Source organism: Burkholderia sp. 10_S31 (assembly GCF_056930375.1).
Genome location: NZ_JBXOWK010000001.1, coordinates 2802049 through 2819979 on the forward strand (window position 1 = coordinate 2802049; position 17931 = coordinate 2819979).

Below are 17931 nucleotides of genomic sequence, written 5' to 3' on the forward strand. Positions count from 1 at the left end.
CCGAGCGAACTCCCCGCCTAACCCGGCGGAGTTCGCCTGGCGGGCCGACACCGCGCGGTGCCGGCCCCGGCCTGCGCCTCTCCCGCGCCTCTTTCGCACCTACCCCGCGCCGGTTGGCCGGCTCACGGCTTGGCGCCACCGAACCCCAGCCCCGCCGCCCGCTGGACCAGCTCGATATCGTTGGTCACGCCGAGTTTCTTCATCGCGCTGACCTTCTGCGCACTGACCGTCTGCTTGCCCTTGTTCAGCCGCTGCGCGATCGTCTTGATCGGCACGCCGGCCAGATAAAGGCGAATCACCTCGATTTCGCGCGTCGACAGTTTCACCGGCGGCTGATCGTGTTCGACGAGCGCATCGAGCGCGCGCCGGACGAGCGGCGACAGGTAGCGCCCGCCGCTGTAGCTCGAATGGATCGCGGTGACGATGTGGCCGACTTCGTCGAACTTGCTGACAAGGCTCGCGCGGCCTTGCGCGAGGATCGAGCGGAAGATCAACGGATTCTCGTTCCCGACCAGCGCGACGATCCCGATGTTCGGACGCGAGCGGCGCAACCAGTCGAACAGCGCGAGGCCGTCCATCTGCGTGTCGCGGCCGATCGCATAGTCGACCAGCGCGATATCGCAGTCGATGCTGCCCAGCGCCTCGACCAGTTCGCCCGGCGTCCGGGAGACGCCAACGAGATCGATCGCGCACATGCCGCCGGCAATGTGCTCCACGCCGGCCAGCGTCAGCGGCCAGTCGTATGCGAAAACTGTGCGAATACTGAATTTCCCCATGCGCAATTCCAGAAGGTTCGCCGGGCCGCGTGACGCGAAATGCGTGCGCGGCCGGATCGGCGTTGAATCGACAGTCGGGATATTTTTATCCCGACCGTTATTCTAGGAAGCGGCGCGCGGCCGGGATATCGGACGACGTATAGATTGGCCCGCAGGAACGTAATACGAGTTTGATATTTGCACCGGTCCGACCGATCGGCGGCAGCCTGAGTCGGCCGGACGGCCGACATCGCACGCGGCACGGGCCGCACGGACGGCCCACGGGGTAAAATTGCGGCCTTTGCATGCCACTCCGGGCGACCGGCCGCGCGCCCCGCCCGTTCGCCACGCTTCCTCCATGACCGAATCCGATCTGCAATCCGACGACACCACCATCCACGAAGACGGCCTCTGGCGCGACAACGGCTGGATGGCCCGCATCATCAAGAACGAAGACGACGACGGCTGGGCCGTCGAGATGATCAAGGACGGCGAAGCCGAGCCCGCGCTCGTCGGCCCGTGGACGATGGGTCGCGACAAGAAGAACCCGAAGCCGATGGACGCGAACGCGTTCCGCACGCTGGTAAAGACCGCGACCGAGGTGCTGATGCGTCACGAGCAGCAGCGCCGCGCGATGCTGCACAAGGAAGTGACGGTCCAGGACGACGACGGGCAGGATGTGTCGGTGACGCTCGACATCGTGCCGGACGAGTTCGAGCCGTATGCGCAACTGAAGGCGTTCGACCCATACGGCGAGCTGCTGGCCGACGCGAAGGTGTCCGCCGGGTTCAAGCTCAACAAGGCCAGCGCCGCACGCTGGGTCGAATCGGGCTTCGAACGGCCGGCCTGACGCCACGGGCCGGCGGCCGCGCGATGCGAGGCCGCGTGCCGCGCGGGCGCAACCGGCGTCAGTCGTGCAGGCCGTGCGCGATCATCAGGCGGTACAGCGTCGCGCGCGAAACCCCGAGTTCCGTCGCGGCGTCGGCATACTGGCGCCGATGCCGCAACAGCGTTTCCTCGATCGTGCGCCGCTCTGCCTGCCGGCGCGCGTCGACGAGCGTCGGCGGCCGGTGCGACGTGTACTGGTTCAGTTCGAGATCGACGGCCGAGATCAGCGGGCCGTTCGTCATCACGACCGCGAAGCGGATCCGGTTGATCAGCTCGCGCACATTGCCTGGCCACGCATAACTGTGGATCGCCTCGATCGCGCACGGCATGAAGCCGCGAATCCGGTGCGAGGCGTCGTCGCGATAGCGCCGCAGCACGTGGTCGGCGAGCAGCATGATGTCGCGGCCGCGCGCGCGCAGCGGCGGCTCGTCGATGCGCAGCACGCACAGGCGGTAATACAGGTCCGCACGGAATCGCCCCGCCTGCATCGCGGCCTCGAGATCGACGTGGGTCGCGGACACGATCCGCACGTCCACCGGAATCGACGCGTGCCCGCCGAGTCGCTCGATCTTGCCCTCCTGCAGGAACCGCAGCAGGCTCGCCTGGCTCTCGAACGGCATGTCGCCGATTTCGTCGAGAAACAGCGTGCCGCCGTGCGCGGACTCGATGCGGCCGATCTTGCGCTGGTGCGCGCCGGTGAACGCGCCGCGTTCATGACCGAACAGCTCGGCCTGCAGCAGCGTCGACGGGATGGCCGCGCAATTCACGGCGACGAACGGCGCGTCGGCGCGCGACGAATGCTGGTGGATCGCCGCCGCGGTCAACTCCTTGCCGGTGCCGGATTCGCCGGCGATGAACACCGTGGCCTCGGTGCTCGCGACCTTGCGGATCGTCGCGAACAGGCGGCGCATCGCGTCGCATGCGCCGATCATCGCACCGCCGGGCGGCGCGGCATCGGCATCCGGTTCGCTTTCCGCCAGTTTCAGCATCCCGTACGCATGGCCGACGAGATAGCCGATCGTCGTGTAGGCCGTCGCGTTGCGCACGTAGTCGAAGCAGCACTGGCGGATCAGGCGCGCGATGGTGGCGTCGCGCAGCCGCTCGTCATCGGCGAGCGCGACCCAGCCGATACGCGGATCGCGCAGCAGCGCCTCGAACGATGCGACGTCGGGTGACGCGAAATCGCCAAAATCGACGACGCCCGCATGCAGCCGGTTCGTCTTGACGAGATTGAGTGCGTCCGCAACGGACTTCGCGCGCCATACGTCCCAGCCGCGCGATGCGAGACAGTCGACGAGCTCCGCGTCGGGATGCTGCGACAGATAGACGAGCGGGCGCGACGGCGCGGTGTGGTGAGCCCGGACCGCGACGAACGGCGGCGCGCATGCGGCCCGTTCCCGCTCCTGCGGGCCTGACAGTCTGATCGGACAGCAATGGTTCACGATGACCTCATTGCATAGGGTTGTCCGGCGGAGTGGGCGGCGCGCTGCGCGGCGGGCCTCCCTGTCCGCGCTGCGCTGCCTGCGTGTCCGCTCGGGAACGTTTCGTTATCGGCAGAACACGACACGCTGCGTATAGATCTGCGGTTCGACGACGGGCCGCGCGGCCTGGTTGAGCTCTTCGCGGTAGGCACGGTAGGTCTTGCCGTTCACCGTCACTTCCGTCGCGGGCGCCGTCTCGATCGTGTTCAGCCCCTTGCGTTGCCAGTCGTCGACCCGCGCCGACGCGGACAGGCTCGACTCGCCGGCGATCTTCTGCGTGATCGCGCTGCTGTCGCTCCACGGCTGGGTCTGCATGTCCTCCGCGTGCTGCATCGCGCCGACCGTCTTGCCGGTCGGGGTCGGCCCGCGCTGCGCTTCGAACGGCGCGCCGCGGCCGTACACCGGCGATCGCCACGATGGCGCGTGTCCTTCCTCCGGCATCATGTAAATCATCTGCGGATCGCCGACCATCATCATCGGCACGCATGCCGTGTTGTCCGGGCGGCCGAGCGTCGTCAGCGCCTGCTGGACGCTCGCGGCGTTCGCGAGGGTCTGCTCGCTCAGGATGACAAAGACCGCAGGGTTCTGGAAAACCGACTGCGCGGCGGCTTGTGTGCCGCACAACAGCAGAGCGACCAAAAAGATCCTCATGATTGAGGCCTCCTTGTACCCTCGTCAGGCAAAAAGAGGTGTTGACCTCGGGGATGGGACCAACACCCGTCAAACTTGCGACGTGCGTCGCGCAGCGGATTCCGGCTACTCTCGTGCGACCGGCATGCCGATCGCACGAGAGCCGGGCCCGCAGGCTCACGACGACGTGCTCGTCGAGATGACGGTCGGGGCCGGCATCGCCGGTACGGCCGGGGTAGCCTGCTGGTCGACCGTAGCCGCCGCCGGATCGGACGCGGCCGGCATCTCGGCCGACGGTGCGGGCGCGGCAGCGGATTCGACCGCGTCCGTCGCCTTCGCGTCGGCGGCCGGCGTGTCGGCCGCAGCAGCCGCTGCGGCAGGCTGCGCGGCTTCCGGCGCGGGCGCTTCGGCTGCTGCCTGCGGAGCCGGTTCGGCAGCCTTCGCATCGATCGCGGGCGCTGCTGCGTCGGCAGCCTGCGGCGCGGCGTCGGTCGCGGCCGGTGCGGCTTGCGCGGTGTCCGGCGCCTTCGCGTCGGCATCCGGCGTTGCCGCGGCTTGCGCTGCGGTGTCGGCTGCAGCCGGTGCCGGTTCAGGCGCCTTGTCGGCAACTGCCGGCACGGGTTCCGGCGCCTTCGTGTCGACCGCCGGCGCCGCTGCCGCTTGCGCGGCGGCGTCGGTTGCGGCCGGTGCGGGTTCCGGTGCCTTGTCGGCAACCGCCGGTGCGGGCTGTTCCGGCGCCTTGTCGGCGACGGCCGGCGCTGCCACGATCGCGGCAGCAGGCACCGCGCTCATCGCGGCCGGTGCGGCGGCGGGCACGGCGCTCACCGCCGGTGCGGCTGCGGCAACCGGTGCGGCTGCGACAGCCGGTGCGGCGGCAGGCACGACGGCAGCGGCTTGCGACGCCTTCACGGCGGCTGCCTGCGTCGCGGCAGGCACCGCGCTGACGGCCGGCATGGCGATCGACGGCGCGGGCACCGGCACCGGGATCGGCGCCGTCTGGACCGCGGTCGTCGCCACCGGGCGCGTCTGCACCGGCGCGGCCGCGTCGAGCGGCGGCAGGCCCATGCGGTTGCGCACGATCGGATCGCGATACTTCACGTCGTCGGCCACGGTCGCTTCGGCGGAAGGTGCCACGTTCGAACGTGCGAGCGGCGCGGTCGTGCCCGGGCACAGGTGTCCGGTTGCCTCCACCGCGCGCCGGTTCGCATCGCTCTGGCAGAGCAGCGCGAGCGCGACGTCGGTCAGCCCCATCGCGCGGAATTCACGCGCATCGAGACGACGCACGCATGCCTGGTCGACCAGGGTCGTGCCGCCGGTCGCGCCGAACCCCGGGAACGACACGCCGACGCTCACCGAACCCATGCAGGTATCGGACAGCGTGGTCGTGAGGCCGGGCGCCTGGATCGCCGGGTTCGTCTTGATCGTCTGGGTACCCGAGTAGTTGACGTTTTCCGATGCCTGGGTGTTGTACGGGTTGGTGCCGGGCGAACCGGCCGACTGAAGCGCGCTCACGCCCTGCGGCGTCACGTTCGAGCCGCCGCTCGTGGAGGACGGCATCGTCAAGTTGACCTGCACGCTCGAATTGCCGCTGCTGCGAACCCCGCTGCTGCTGGTGGCATTGCCGCCGCGCGAGCTCGTCGTGTTCGTGTTCATGCTCGAGCCGCCGCCCTGGCTGATCGCAGTCGAACCGCTTGACGATTGCGAACTCGAGGTCGAATCCGCTGTTTGCGCTTGGGCACCGATCGTGGCCATCGCGAACATTGCCGCACATGCCACCCTGATCTTGTTGCTGTTCATTTCACTCTCCGGACGAGGTTTGACCTCCCACCCAGGCAACCGTACTAATTCCCCTGAATTCCTTCAGCTTTGCCCGCTTCCCCGAACTGCTTCCAGCCGCTACCCAGCTGGGACCATGAGCCGCCCGACATTCCCGGCCATGCCTGGGAGTCCGGTGTGCCGATGGCACTGCCCGACGAAAGCGTTTGTTGTTGTGACGGGTTGGTTGTAGGGTTTGACGTCTGCAAATTTGATTGCACGTCCTCGGCAGCACGGTCAGCGCCATATGCCGTCAGAGACGCGAGCATCAGAGCGGCGGCAATCAGTTTCTGCTTCATGCCAACTCCTTACTTGAACAAAAGCGCGAGAAAAGAGACCAGAGTCGCTGGGAAACTGGTCCCCCCGCACCTGTCTATTGACTGCTTCCGGTCGCGCTCGAACTGCCCTGGCTTCCGCCCGATGCGGACGGCGAGCCGGCCGGACCGGTACTCCACACGGTGGACGAGTTGATGTGATTCGAACCCGCGATCGCGCCGGACCCGCCCATGCCCGTCAACCCGGTGGCCCCAGCGTTGGCAATACCCTGGTCGTTCCCACCCGAGGCCGTGTAGTGGTTCGCGCCGAGTACGATCGTGGCGGTCACCCCTCCCGACAGCGCATTCGCGTTCTCGTTCGTGCTGCTGTTTCCACCGTACGAGCCTGCGGCACCGATACCGCCGCCTGCCGCGAACGCGCCCCCGTTCGAGCCCCAGCCGCTGGCCGTCGAAGTCGAGTTGTGAAAGGCGGTTGCCGTGCCGGTGGAACCAGCGGGTGTCACGGTACTTCCTGCATTCGCGCCAGCGACCGAATTCGAATTGCTCGTATAGCTGCCGGAGCCGATCAGTACCGAACCGGAGACACCCGCTGCAACGGATTGCGTCTGGTTGGTCGTGGTCGATCCGGCGGCCAGTACGGCCGACGATAGGACGGTAAGCGCTGTCGCTAAAATGACTTTGGCTTTCATAGCAATCCCTTGCTCTGAGAAGGTTCGGCGGTGGCGGAGCCGGGTCTGCCCCGATCGAGCGGAACCCGGCATCCGCGCCGCCAGCCAATGACGAACGCTACGCGCCGCGGCTTAGTGGTGATACGTCCAGCCGATCGAGCTGGCATTCGCACCGCTGTTGCCGCCCGCTTGTGCGCCGCCAAAGCCGAAGCCGCCCACCGTCGACGTTTGGGTGTGGTTCGTGTACGAGATCGAACCGCTGCCCGGGCCTCCGGCAATCGCGCCGGCTGCGCCGAGTGCGGCACCCGAATCGGTCGCAGTGAAGTGGCCGAACCCGGCGACCCCGGCCATCGTCGAACCGCCGCTCGACGAGCTGGTGCTCGACACCGTGCCGCTGCCGGCGAATGCTGCACCCGAAACTGCCAGCACTGCTGCTGCAATCAGAAGCTTCTTCATGGTCGACTCCATAACGGCGTGGACGGAACAAGCAAGGAAAGCTGCACGCCTTCAACTTCCCTGCCTTGAGCAATCCTCAAAAAATAAGGATCACTATCAAATTACAAAAAATAGATTCACCGATAATTCGATATACCGCAATTTCGGCCAGTCGAATTTTAGGTTCGTATTTTTTAGTTTTCCGAACTTTTTTATAGGTATTTTCGATAATTACTATCGATTTTTAGATTATCGGAAAACAAATTGCCTCTCACACCCGAAAACGTGCATTCGCCGTTCGGGATTAATTTTTTCGATATTTTGCTCACACGGAATGCCGGCACATGGCATCCGATTCAGCGATCGAAAATACGTGAATATGGTTTTGCACCGCAAATGCAGCGCCATCGAAAACATGCGAGTTATCGTGGCTATAACAGGCCTGCATTACAGTCAGGCGGCATCGCTTCTCCCTGAACTACCGACCAACGATCTGCCGGGCAATCCGGCCGACGAGCGTTCGAGCTAATCTGGACAGCGCCGGCATGCGCCCGGCGCAATCGATACGGCCCTGCACGGTCGAAGACGATTCGGCGTCAAGCTGTCCGGCACGAACAGCCCGGTCCTTCCGGACGAACCGAATGAAAGGAAGCACCGCTGTCGGCCGGTTGCCGTGCGGAGCGCGCGGATGTGGGGAAACCGGCAGCGACGAACCCGCGACGCTGGCACTGCATCGCAAGTCGTACCCCAAGCTGTCTGACTACCCCATGAGTGCGCAAGGAATGCGCGGATCAAGATACCGCTTCTGGTCTTCATTGCCGTTTCCCCGACTGCTTATTGACGAGTTGGCCGCCCCCCATCTTTGTTGCTTCAGGTCGACCGCTCGCCGGTACGTCCAATACCGCAAGCGGCATGCCACGCATGAATCCACCGACCTTTGCGCGTCGCGACCCGCCTGCGTCGCCCCGTCATCTCGCCGAAACCCGCGCTTTTTGTTTCAGGAATGTATCGCAACAACGGCCGGCGACATGCATCGATCCTTGAATGCCACGAAGCAATGCCGGAAAGGCCGTCGAATACGGTGCATCGGGCCTCGTGAAAGGCACAGTTGAACGGGTGTTTCAAACTTGAGAATGCACGTCGCATATTCCGGTCGATGCGCGTTTTTCCGCCCGCGAAGTGCCTGCTGTGCCCGATTCGACGGCGTTTCGGTGCCGCGCCGAGCACGCATCGAATCGCGCGACATCCGTTTTCGCACGCCGACGCGACGGGCATCGAGGCGCTGCCGGATGTGCGTACCGCACAGAGCCCGCCACGCGTTTGATTCATCCGTGAAAATACCGACGGGATCAAGCGTCGAGCGACAACGCGAACGAGCGACAAAAAAGCAGATTCAGTTCGGGCCAGCACGACTTTCATCCGCCCGCATATTTGTGAAAAACCTGTGACGCTTGCGCACCGCCCTTCAATACGCCTGGTCCATCTTTACTTTTCTCATTCGACTCGCCGACAGCCGATGCCGGCGACCGTCGCGTTTCAATGCGCAAATCCCGCTGGCTTCACGCCGGATCGGACGACGCGCGATACGCGGAGGAAACATTTCCGAATGGGGACATCGACCGCAATTCTCATCGCTGAAACATGCTCGTGCAACGCTGGATTTACCACTGGAAATCCGCCGTAATACGATTTTTTTGCGCATTTCGACAGGCCGCTTCGTACCGGGCCGAAAAATGCCGCATCCGTGCGCCAGATCGCAGGATTCATGCGTGAAACCGAAGCGCATGTGCAGCGCGGCTGCGCGGTATGCGGCCCGGATGCAGCATGCAATTGGCGTCCCTGGCATGCCGATTGCTCGAGATTCGATTTCGATGTGCGCCAGTGCGACCCGCGTGCGGGGCCACGAATCGCCGCGTCGTTCCGGAAAACGACCGCCATCGCAACATGGCCGACACCGCAGTTACGTGCCGAGCAGTTCCTTCTTGCGCAGGTGCACGACGTCGCGCATCGGCGGCGCACCGAACAGCCGGCTGTATTCGCGGCTGAACTGCGACGCGCTTTCGTAGCCGACGGTCGCGGCCACCGAACCGACGTCGCCGCCCTGCCGCAGCAGCAACCGCCGCGCCTCGTGCAGCCGCAACTGCTTCTGGTACTGCAGCGGGCTCAGCGTGGTCACGTGCTTGAAGTGATGGTGTAGCGACGACACGCTCATGTTGACCGCCTGCGCGAGCGTGTCGACGCGCATCGGCTCCGCGTAGTGATCGCGGATCCACTCGATCGCGCGCGCGATCCGGTGCGTCTGGCTGCCCGCGACGGCCATGTGCCGCAGCCGCGTGCCCTGCCCGCTCGTCATCAGCCGATACAGCAATTCCTTTTCGATCAGCGGTGCGACCACCGGAATGTCGGCTGGCGTATCGAGCAGCCGCAACAGCCGCAGCGCGGCATCGAGCAGCGGCGGCGTCAGCTCGGTAAGCGCGATGCCCTCGCCTTCGGGGCCCGCGTCGGGTTCCGGCAGCCGCATCTCGGCCGCGAGTTCGACGATGCGCTGCGGATCGAGCGTGAGCGACAGGCACAGATAAGGCGCGTCCGGCGACGCCTGCGTGACGCGCGAGAGAATCGGCAAGTCGATCGACGCAATCAGGCAATTCCGCGTGTCGTATTCGTAAGCCTGGCCGGCCACGATCACGCGCTTCGCGCCCTGCGCGGCGATCACGAGCGCGGCGCGCGACACGCCGCAACCGAGATCGACCGGATGCGTATGCCGGTGCAGCATCAGTGCCGGCACGGCCGTCGAGTGGGAGCCGTCCGCGGGCGCGAAACGGCCGATCAGCGATGCCAGCTCGCGCCGCCCGGATTCGCGCGACGCCGCGATATCGGTCATGTCCATGACGGATTCCTCGCTTGATTTCCCTGAATCGCGGGAGCATAGCGAATCGCTCGCCGCCGCGCCGGGGATTTGCAGGATTGTTCAATAAATTTGCAGGATTGGGTAGCCGTAAAGATCGACCGTTCGCGCACACTGCCACCTGATCCGGCGCATGCCGGGTTTTCCCCACGGAGACAAAAAATGCCCACCACGTTTGTCCTGAACGGCAAGAGCGTCACGCTCGACGCCGATCCGTCGATGCCCGTCCTCTGGGCGATCCGCGAACACGCGGGGCTGACCGGCACGAAGTTCGGCTGTGGCATGGCGCAGTGCGGCGCCTGCACGGTCCATCTCGAAGGCCAGGCCGTCCGCTCGTGCGTGCTGCCGCTCGCCGGCATCGCGGGCAAGCACATCACGACGATCGAAGGGCTGCAGAGCAAGCCCGCGCAGGCCGTGCAGGCCGCCTGGGTGAAGCTGCAGGTGCCGCAGTGCGGCTATTGCCAGTCCGGCCAGATCATGTCGGCCACCGCGCTGCTCGAACAGAATCCGAAGCCGACCGACGCCGACATCGATGCCGCGATGAACGGCAACATCTGCCGCTGTGCGACCTACGCCCGCATCCGGGCCGCGATCCACGACGCGGCCACGACGCTGGGAGCCTGACCATGACGATCGAACTCGACAATCCCGGTTCGGTACGACCGTCGCGCCGCACGTTCCTGAAGGCCGCGGGCGCCGCGGCCGCCGTCAGCCTGACGATCGGCTTCGAATGGGCCGGCCTCGGCCGCCGCGCGCTCGCCGCGACGGCACCTGCCGCCGATTTCGCGCCGAACGCGTTCCTGCGCATCACGCCCGACGGCGCGGTCACGGTCATCGCGAAGCACGTCGAGATGGGCCAGGGCGCATACACGGGCATCGCGACGATCGTCGCCGAGGAGCTCGACGCGGACTGGTCGAGCGTGCGCGTCGAAAGCGCGCCGGCCGATGCGAAGCGCTATGCGAACCTCGCGTTCGGCACGATGCAGGGCACGGGCGGCAGTTCGGCCATGTCGAACTCGTGGCAGCAGCTGCGCGAAGCGGGCGGCAAGGCGCGCGCGATGCTCGTGTCGGCCGCGGCGGCCCGCTGGAAGGTGCCGGCCGGCGAGCTGACCACCGCGAACGGCGTCGTCACGCATGCGAAGAGCGGCAAGACGGCCGCCTACGGCACGCTGGTTGCCGACGCATCGAAACTGCCGGTGCCCGACAAGGTCACGCTGAAGCAGCCGGCCGATTTCAAGCTGATCGGCCATCGCATTCCGCGCGTCGACGCGTCGGCCAAGTCGAACGGCACCGCGCATTTCACGCTCGACACCACGTTCCCCGGCATGCGCGTCGCGCTGTTGCAGCGCCCGCCGCGCTTCGGCGCGACGGTCAAGTCGTTCGACGCGACGGCCGCGAAGGCCGTGCCGGGCGTCGTGGCGGTCGTGCAGGTGCCGCACGGCGTCGCGGTCGTCGCGACCGGCTTCTGGGCCGCGAAACAGGGCCGCGACGCGCTGAAGATCGACTGGGACGAAGCGAACGCCGAAAAGCGCGGCTCGGACGAGATCATGCGCGAATACCGGCAGCTCGCCGCCAAGCCCGGCGCGTCGGCGCGCAAGGACGGCGATGCCGACGCGGCGATCGCGGGCGCCGCGCGCAAGGTCAGCGCGACCTACGAATTCCCGTATCTCGCACATGCGCCGATGGAGCCGCTCGACGCGGTCGTCAAGCTGACGGGCAACAGCTGCGAGATCTGGGCCGGCGACCAGTTCCAGACGGTCGACCAGGGCAACGCGGCCAAGGTTGCGGGCCTGAAGCCCGAGCAGGTGCAGATCCACACGCTGTACGCGGGCGGCAGCTTCGGCCGGCGCGCGAACGCGTGGTCGGACTACGTGGTCGAGGCCGTGTCGATCGCGAAGGCGCTCGGCGCGGACGGCAAGCCAGTCAAGCTGCAGTGGACGCGCGAGGACGACATCCAGGGCGGCTTCTATCGCCCGATGTACTTCCACAAGCTCGACGCGGGGCTGACCGCGGACGGCCGGCTGGTCGGCTGGCGTCATCGGATCGTCGGCCAGTCGATCCTCGCCGGCACGCCGTTCGAGCCGTTCATGGTGAAGAACGGGATCGACGCGACGTCGGTCGAGGGCGCGGCGAACCTGCCGTACGCGGTGCCGAACGTGTCGGTCGAACTCACGACCACCAAGGTCGGCCTGCCCGTGCTGTGGTGGCGCGTGGTCGGCAGCTCGCACACCGCGTATGCGGTCGAGGCGTTCATCGACGAAGCCGCGCACGCGGCCGGCAAGGATCCGTACCAGTTCCGCCGCGACCTGCTCGCGAAGGAGCCGCGGATGCGCGCGGTGCTCGAGCTGGTCGCGCAGAAGGCCGGCTGGGATCCGGCAAAGCCGCTGCCGAAGGGCCGCGGGCGCGGGATCGCGGTAGCCGAGGCGTTCAAGAGCTATGTCGCGCAGGTGGCCGAGGTGTCGGTCGACGCGGACGGCAAGGTGAAGGTCGAGCGTGTGGTGTGCGCGGTCGACTGCGGGATCGCGATCAACCCCGACATCGTCGCCGCGCAGATGGAAGGTGGCATCGGCTTCGGGCTCGGCGCGGTGCTGCACAGCGCGATCACGCTGAAGGACGGCCAGGTCGAGCAGCGCAACTTCGACGGCTACCACGTGCTGCGGATGGCGGAGATGCCGAAGGTCGAGGTGCATATCGTGCCGTCGGCGGAGGCGCCGACCGGCGTCGGTGAGCCGGGTGTCGCGCCGATCGGGCCGGCGGTCGCCAACGCGATCTTCGCGGCGACCGGCAAGCGGCATTACGTGCTGCCGTTCGATTCGGGCGATCACGCGAAGGCTTGACGGGCGGAAAGGCGGAACGCTGGGCCGGCCGCGTAACGGGAACGTTGCGCGGCCGGTTTTTTTGTATCGCGCGACCATCCGCCGCCCGGAATGCGATGCGACAGCCCGGATCGCTTACTCCTGTTCGACTTCCGGCCACAACCTAGGGAAAAGAAATCGAAGTGCCGCAAGCGGCAGCCCGAAGGAAAGCTCGCCGCGGTGAGAAGGAGAAGTCAGAAGCCCGAAATCGAGCAGCGATCGAACGATGCGGCGCGCCAGCACGTCGCTTACACCAAGCATCTGCGTGAATTCCGCGCGCGTGACGGCACGACGCAGCGCCACGAATTCCATGGCCAACGCTGCGGTTTCCGCCTTGATGACCGATTTTTCCGAGCGGATGCTCCAAGGATTGAATTCCAGGTAACGTAACAGGTCCAGCATACGCGCCGTCACGCCGTCGAACGCTGTCATATGGACCATGAATCCGACCTGATCCGCACAGCAGTCCAGAAAGAACCGGGCGAACTTGACGAGCCCTTCCTGCGACAAGTTGCCCCGTCCGTCCAGATCGTTGCGTCGAGTCTGATCGGCTTCGCTCAGCCTCGCGTAATACTGCTCATGCTCGCGCGCCAACCCGCGAAGCGGCGACCACAGCCCATGGGTGAGATCGGCGGCACGGAATCCAAGATGCGAATGCAGACGCGCCACCCGGCCGTTACCATCCATGAACGGATGCACCCATGCCAGGCGATGATGCGAGCAAGCGATCCCGATCACTTGATATTCCTTCGGACGGATACGCGCGTAACGTGCCGCCCAGGCCTGAAGCAACGGCTCGATCATCTCCGGCTCCGGCGCCAGATGGCGTCCGACCGTCACACGCGACCGCCGAAGCTCGCCGGGAACAATGATTTGTCCACCCTCGGCGAGTCGTTCATCCGCAGGCAAACAGGAAAAGAACCGCGCGTGGATGGCCGAGATTCGCGCGGGCTCGAACAGCGCGGCGACCGAAAGGGCTGCCCATTCTTCCTCGAGCGCCGCTTCCGTTGCGATATGCGCGACCGCGAAGCGTTGCTTCCTGCGCTCGACGATATCGGACGAGTAATCGCGATGAAGCGCGGCCTCGATCCTGGCCGGGGTCGTATGCTGGCCTTCGATCTTGTTCGTGTAGTACGAATTCATTGCGCGTAACTGGGGAACGAGCGCGCGGGCCAATGGCGTATCCCTCACTGCGAGCAATCGCTGCGACGCATCAACGAGTTGCCCGGCCTGGTCAAGCAGCGGATCGAGGACACGGTCCTCGGGAAACAGCGGTTCGAAGGTAGCAACTGTCGTCATGCTTCGCCGTAGGGTTCTATGTAGGGTTTGATGTAGGGTTTCAAGTCGCCAATTTTAGCAACTTATATCCATGATTTATATGAAATTTTCTCAATACCGAGTCGGGTTTTATGTAGGGTTCCATGTAGGGTTTTTTGCTGGAACGCGCAGCACGCGGCGCGGCGGGCCGGCGACTCGTCATCGGCTCGTCCCCACGTTACGCCCCCCGTAACGCCCGTAACGTTCCCCATCGATGCTACGTAACAATCCTTCAATATTGCTCCGACCCTTCCGAAGCCGGCCACGCGCCTCGCGTTAAAAATTCTTTTAGATTCAAGGCTGGCGCGCCGCCCGCCTCGTCACCCCGTCCTTCGTTTCCCCCCAGTCCATCCCTGGCCCGGAAGTTGCGGTACATGACCTGCAAACACTCCTTTACGGACATGCGAGGGCCAACATGGATTGCAAATACCTGTACATCGACAACATAAAAATCAACTTCGTGCGCCGCACGATCGAAATCGACAACAAAGTCGTCGACGTCACGCCGCGTGAATTCGATGTCGTCGAATTCCTGCTCGACAACATGAACAAGATCGTGCCGCGGCAAGCGATCCAGGAAGCGGTCTGGGGCCGCGAGCTCGGCGTGTCGTCGCGCACGCTCGACACCCACATCTCGCGCATCCGCTCGAAGCTGCAGCTCGATCACGACAAGAACCTGCGGATCATCCCGATCTATGCAGTCGGCTATCGCCTGGTGCTGTTCGGCGCGGCCATGACGCACGTCGAGCGCCACGACGTGGCGCCGATCCTGCGCGCCGCCCCGCAACTGGCGCTAGCCGCCGACTACGTGTAACGCGTAGCGACGCTCACCCGCGCGCCGCCTGCCCCTGCGCGGCGCGCCGGCAAGCCTCCCCTCGCCGCGCCGCGCATTCGACGTGCGGCGCCTCGCGGCCCGGCACGCCTGCCCGGCCGCGACACGACCGCCGCCTCCGGGCGGCGGTCGCATTTGGGCGGGCGACGCCGCACGCGGCCACGCCGCCGCGCAACTGCCTTCGTAGCTCGCCGCCGCTGGCGCGTCCGCCGGATGCGCGCGACTACGGATTCCGGCGCGGCGCGCGACCGGTGCCGTCCCTACAATCGACGCAGCAGCCGCGCGCCTTCCGCGCCGCCGGCCACAACAACCCGTCGAACCAACGCCGAATCCGCCCTGATCCCGCCCGTGCCTGCGCTGTCCCTGACGAATGCCGACGCCGGCGACGCCGCGAACCGGGCGCCGCCCGCCGCTGCCAGCCCGGCCGTCGCCGCGCCCGCCATCGCGCCCGCGCCCGCGCCCGCGCCGGTCGCGGTCGCGCTCGACGCGTCGCCCCACCTGCCGCGCCTGTCCGCCGCCGCCGCGCGCGGGCTGTCGCATGCATACGGCGCAACGGCCGCGGTGCCGGTCACGCTCGGCGAACACGCGTACGAGGTGCGCTGGCGCGTCGATGCCGAACCGGCCGCCGACGCGCATGCGTACCGCTTCGTCGTCGGCCCGGCCGCCGGCTCGCTGTGGATCGACCCGGTCGCGGAAGGCGAGTGGCTCGGCGACGCGGCCGACCCGGCCGTGCCGGCCGTGATCCGCGCGGCGCTGCTCGCCGACCTCGCCGCGCCGCTCGCGACCGTGCTGCAGGCCGCGACGCGGCAGCGCGTGGAATTGCTGCCACCTTCGGCGAGCGTGCCCGCGTGGCGCACCGCGCCGGCCGCGCTGCGCTTCGAGCTGCGTCGCGCCGACGGCGCATGGCGCTGCCATGGCGCCCTGCTGTTCGATGCGCCGGATGCGCTCGCGGTGTTCTTCGCGACGCCGGCCGCCGCGCGGCCCGATACGCGCGCCGCCTATGCGAGCCTGCCGGTGCCGCTGGTATTCGAGATCGGCCGGACCGAGCTGACGACGGCCGAGCTGGCCGACGTCGTCGGCGGCGACATCATCGCGATCGAGCGCTGGCGCGCGCACGAGCAGAACCTGCTGTGCGTCGCGCGGGTGCCGGCCGCGCCGGCATGGGAGATCACCGGACGGCCGTCGGGCAACCGGCTGACCGTCGAACGAATCAGGGAGATGCCTTTGGAACCGACCCGCACCGACACCCCGCCCGCGACCGCGCACGAAGCGTCGCCGGACGATGCGCCGCGCTCGCTCGACGGCCTCGCGGTCGACCTGCGTTTCGAATTGCCGCCCACGTCGATCCCGCTCGGCGAACTCGGCGCGCTGCAACCCGGCGCGGTGATCGAGCTGCAGCAGGGCATCAACCAGAGCGTGATCCATCTGGTCGCGAACGGGATGCTGATCGGCACCGGCCACCTGATCGCGGTCGGCCAGAAGCTCGGCGTGCGCGTCGTCACGCTGACGCAGCCCGCGCCGCGCGAGCGCTGAACGATGGGCAGCCTGCCGAATCCGGTCGCGCTGATCGCGGTGATCGCCGCGCTCGGCATCGCGCCGTTCGCGGCGCTGATGGTGACGAGCTATACGAAACTCGTGGTCGTGCTCGGCCTGCTGCGCTCCGCGCTCGGGATCCAGCAGGTGCCGCCGAACCTCGTGCTGAACGGCATCGCGCTGATCCTGTCGCTGTTCATCATGGCGCCGGTCGGGATGTCGATCCGCGACGCGCTGCAGTCCCGCCACTTCGACGCATCGGGGCAGCTGTCGACCGCCGATATCGGCGTGCTCGCCGATGCCGCGCTGCCGCCGATCAAGGATTTCCTGGTGTCGCATACGCGGCAGCGCGATCGCGAATTCTTCGTGCGCACCGCGACGTCGGTCTGGCCGAAGAATCGCGCGGACGGCATCAAGGACGACGACCTGCTCGTGCTGGTGCCGAGCTTCACGCTCGCCGAGCTGACCAAGGCATTCCAGATCGGTTTCGTGATCTATATCGTGTTCATCGTGGTCGACCTGCTGGTCGCGAACATCCTGCTCGCGCTCGGGATGCAGATGATCTCGCCGACGACGATCTCGGTGCCGTTCAAGCTGCTGCTGTTCGTCGCGCTCGACGGCTGGTCGCTGCTCGTGCACGGACTCGTGCTGTCGTATCGCGTGGCGGGGGCGGGATGAACGCGCGCGGCCGGCGCTCCGCCGTTGCGAGCCTGTGCGCGCTGATCGCGACGCTCGCACTGGCGCTCGCCGGGGCGGGCATGCAGCCGCGCAGCGCGCACGCGGCCGGCAGCGCCGCAGGCTTCGCGCAGCTCGCGCGCGCCTGCGCGCCGAACGTCGATCCCGACACGCTCGCCGCGCTGGTACGCACCGAGTCCGGTTTCAATCCGTATGCGATCGGCGTGGTCGGCGGCCACCTGACGCGCCAGCCCGCGTCGCTCGACGAAGCGCGCGCGACGGCGAGCGAGCTGGCCGCGCGCGGCTTCAGCTACAGCGTCGGCCTCGCGCAGGTGAACGAGCGCAATTTCGCGAAATACGGCCTCGACGACACGACGATGTTCGAGCCGTGCCGCAACCTGCGGGCGGGCGGCGCGATCCTGACCGAATGCTTCGCGCGTTCGTCGAACACCGGCCGCGCCGCGCAGGCCGCGTTGCGCGCGGCGCTGTCGTGCTACTACAGCGGCAACTTCACGACCGGTTTCTCGAGCGGTTATGTGAGCCGCGTCGTCGCGAGCGCGCAGCGCAACGCGCGCGAAGGCGGCGTCGAGCCGATTCCGGTGGTCAGCGATACGCCGCCGCCCGCGCGACAACGGCGCATGGACGCCGTCGCGACCACGCCGCCCGAGCGCGCGCGACGGCTCGCGTCGCCGGCGGCATCGGCCGACGCGCCGTCGTGCCATGCGCGCCCCGTCGTGATGATGTGCCGCGGGTTGCCGGCGAGCCAGGCGAAGCGGCTATGCGTACGGTGTCTCGATCAGTGACCGAATGATCGCGCGCGGCACCGCAGGCCCGCGTTCGTGCCGTTTTCAGGGGTCCGAACGACGC

The 17931-nt window shown here is 66.8% G+C and carries 17 protein-coding genes; 8 read left to right on the forward strand and 9 right to left on the reverse strand.

Going from position 1 to position 17931, the window contains the following annotated elements; all coding sequences use genetic code 11:
- Nucleotides 1-122: 122 nt before the first annotated feature.
- The gene (locus tag AC1Z3W_RS12590) at nt 123-776 is read right to left on the reverse strand and encodes a LuxR C-terminal-related transcriptional regulator (protein WP_124834372.1); all 654 of its coding nucleotides are present in this window, start codon (nt 774-776) and stop codon (nt 123-125) included.
- Between the two features lie 337 nt (nt 777-1113).
- Between AC1Z3W_RS12590 and AC1Z3W_RS12595 the strand changes: the two genes are divergently transcribed.
- Nucleotides 1114-1605 (forward strand): hypothetical protein, encoded by a 492-nt coding sequence (locus AC1Z3W_RS12595; RefSeq protein WP_057928834.1) that lies wholly within the window; start codon nt 1114-1116, stop codon nt 1603-1605.
- A gap of 58 nt (nt 1606-1663) precedes the next feature.
- Here AC1Z3W_RS12595 and AC1Z3W_RS12600 read toward each other — a convergent pair whose 3' ends face one another.
- The 6 genes from AC1Z3W_RS12600 to AC1Z3W_RS12625 form a co-directional block, all read right to left on the reverse strand.
- Nucleotides 1664-3085, reverse strand: a complete 1422-nt coding sequence (locus AC1Z3W_RS12600; RefSeq protein ID WP_057928835.1) for a sigma-54 dependent transcriptional regulator — start codon at nt 3083-3085, stop codon at nt 1664-1666.
- Nucleotides 3086-3190: 105 nt separating this feature from the next.
- Entirely contained in the window at nt 3191-3775 is a 585-nt protein-coding gene (locus tag AC1Z3W_RS12605; RefSeq protein ID WP_057928836.1) for a hypothetical protein, read from the reverse strand.
- A 156-nt stretch (nt 3776-3931) separates the two neighbouring features.
- Nucleotides 3932-5551, reverse strand: a complete 1620-nt coding sequence (locus tag AC1Z3W_RS12610; protein WP_483507692.1) for a chemotaxis protein CheA — start codon at nt 5549-5551, stop codon at nt 3932-3934.
- Between the two features lie 44 nt (nt 5552-5595).
- The gene (locus AC1Z3W_RS12615; protein ID WP_082664857.1) at nt 5596-5868 is read right to left on the reverse strand and encodes a hypothetical protein; all 273 of its coding nucleotides are present in this window, start codon (nt 5866-5868) and stop codon (nt 5596-5598) included.
- Between the two features lie 74 nt (nt 5869-5942).
- Nucleotides 5943-6533 carry a hypothetical protein gene (locus AC1Z3W_RS12620; RefSeq protein ID WP_082664858.1) on the reverse strand — a complete coding sequence of 197 codons (591 nt, stop codon included), beginning with the start codon at nt 6531-6533 and terminating at the stop codon, nt 5943-5945.
- 111 nt (nt 6534-6644) lie between these two features.
- Nucleotides 6645-6968 (reverse strand): hypothetical protein, encoded by a 324-nt coding sequence (locus AC1Z3W_RS12625; RefSeq protein WP_057928888.1) that lies wholly within the window; start codon nt 6966-6968, stop codon nt 6645-6647.
- Here AC1Z3W_RS12625 and AC1Z3W_RS12630 point away from each other — a divergent pair.
- A complete protein-coding gene (locus AC1Z3W_RS12630; protein ID WP_483507693.1) occupies nt 6967-7476 on the forward strand; it encodes a hypothetical protein in 510 nt (169 codons plus the stop codon). The two genes, AC1Z3W_RS12625 and AC1Z3W_RS12630, sit on opposite strands and share 2 nt — an antisense overlap.
- A gap of 1431 nt (nt 7477-8907) precedes the next feature.
- Here the strand turns inward: AC1Z3W_RS12630 and AC1Z3W_RS12635 are convergent.
- Nucleotides 8908-9834, reverse strand: coding sequence for an AraC family transcriptional regulator (locus tag AC1Z3W_RS12635; protein WP_057928838.1), 927 nt, complete (start codon nt 9832-9834; stop codon nt 8908-8910).
- Between the two features lie 180 nt (nt 9835-10014).
- Between AC1Z3W_RS12635 and AC1Z3W_RS12640 the strand changes: the two genes are divergently transcribed.
- Nucleotides 10015-10476 (forward strand): (2Fe-2S)-binding protein, encoded by a 462-nt coding sequence (locus AC1Z3W_RS12640; protein WP_057928839.1) that lies wholly within the window; start codon nt 10015-10017, stop codon nt 10474-10476.
- Between the two features lie 2 nt (nt 10477-10478).
- Nucleotides 10479-12689: a xanthine dehydrogenase family protein molybdopterin-binding subunit gene (locus tag AC1Z3W_RS12645; protein WP_124834367.1), complete on the forward strand. Its 2211-nt coding sequence runs from the start codon at nt 10479-10481 to the stop codon at nt 12687-12689.
- Nucleotides 12690-12803: 114 nt separating this feature from the next.
- Here AC1Z3W_RS12645 and AC1Z3W_RS12650 read toward each other — a convergent pair whose 3' ends face one another.
- Nucleotides 12804-14006 carry a Fic family protein gene (locus AC1Z3W_RS12650; protein ID WP_057928841.1) on the reverse strand — a complete coding sequence of 401 codons (1203 nt, stop codon included), beginning with the start codon at nt 14004-14006 and terminating at the stop codon, nt 12804-12806.
- Between the two features lie 433 nt (nt 14007-14439).
- Between AC1Z3W_RS12650 and AC1Z3W_RS12655 the strand changes: the two genes are divergently transcribed.
- The 4 genes from AC1Z3W_RS12655 to AC1Z3W_RS12670 all read left to right on the forward strand — a co-directional run bounded on the left by AC1Z3W_RS12655 (nt 14440) and on the right by AC1Z3W_RS12670 (nt 17867).
- Nucleotides 14440-14838 (forward strand): winged helix-turn-helix domain-containing protein, encoded by a 399-nt coding sequence (locus AC1Z3W_RS12655; protein WP_057928842.1) that lies wholly within the window; start codon nt 14440-14442, stop codon nt 14836-14838.
- 366 nt (nt 14839-15204) lie between these two features.
- Nucleotides 15205-16389, forward strand: a complete 1185-nt coding sequence (gene sctQ, locus AC1Z3W_RS12660) for a type III secretion system cytoplasmic ring protein SctQ (RefSeq protein ID WP_483507694.1) — start codon at nt 15205-15207, stop codon at nt 16387-16389.
- Between the two features lie 3 nt (nt 16390-16392).
- Nucleotides 16393-17067: a type III secretion system export apparatus subunit SctR gene (gene sctR / locus AC1Z3W_RS12665; protein WP_057928844.1), complete on the forward strand. Its 675-nt coding sequence runs from the start codon at nt 16393-16395 to the stop codon at nt 17065-17067.
- Nucleotides 17064-17867, forward strand: coding sequence for a lytic transglycosylase domain-containing protein (locus AC1Z3W_RS12670; RefSeq protein ID WP_175825665.1), 804 nt, complete (start codon nt 17064-17066; stop codon nt 17865-17867). Before sctR ends, AC1Z3W_RS12670 begins: the two co-directional genes overlap by 4 nt.
- The last annotated feature ends 64 nt before the right edge of the window (nt 17868-17931 follow it).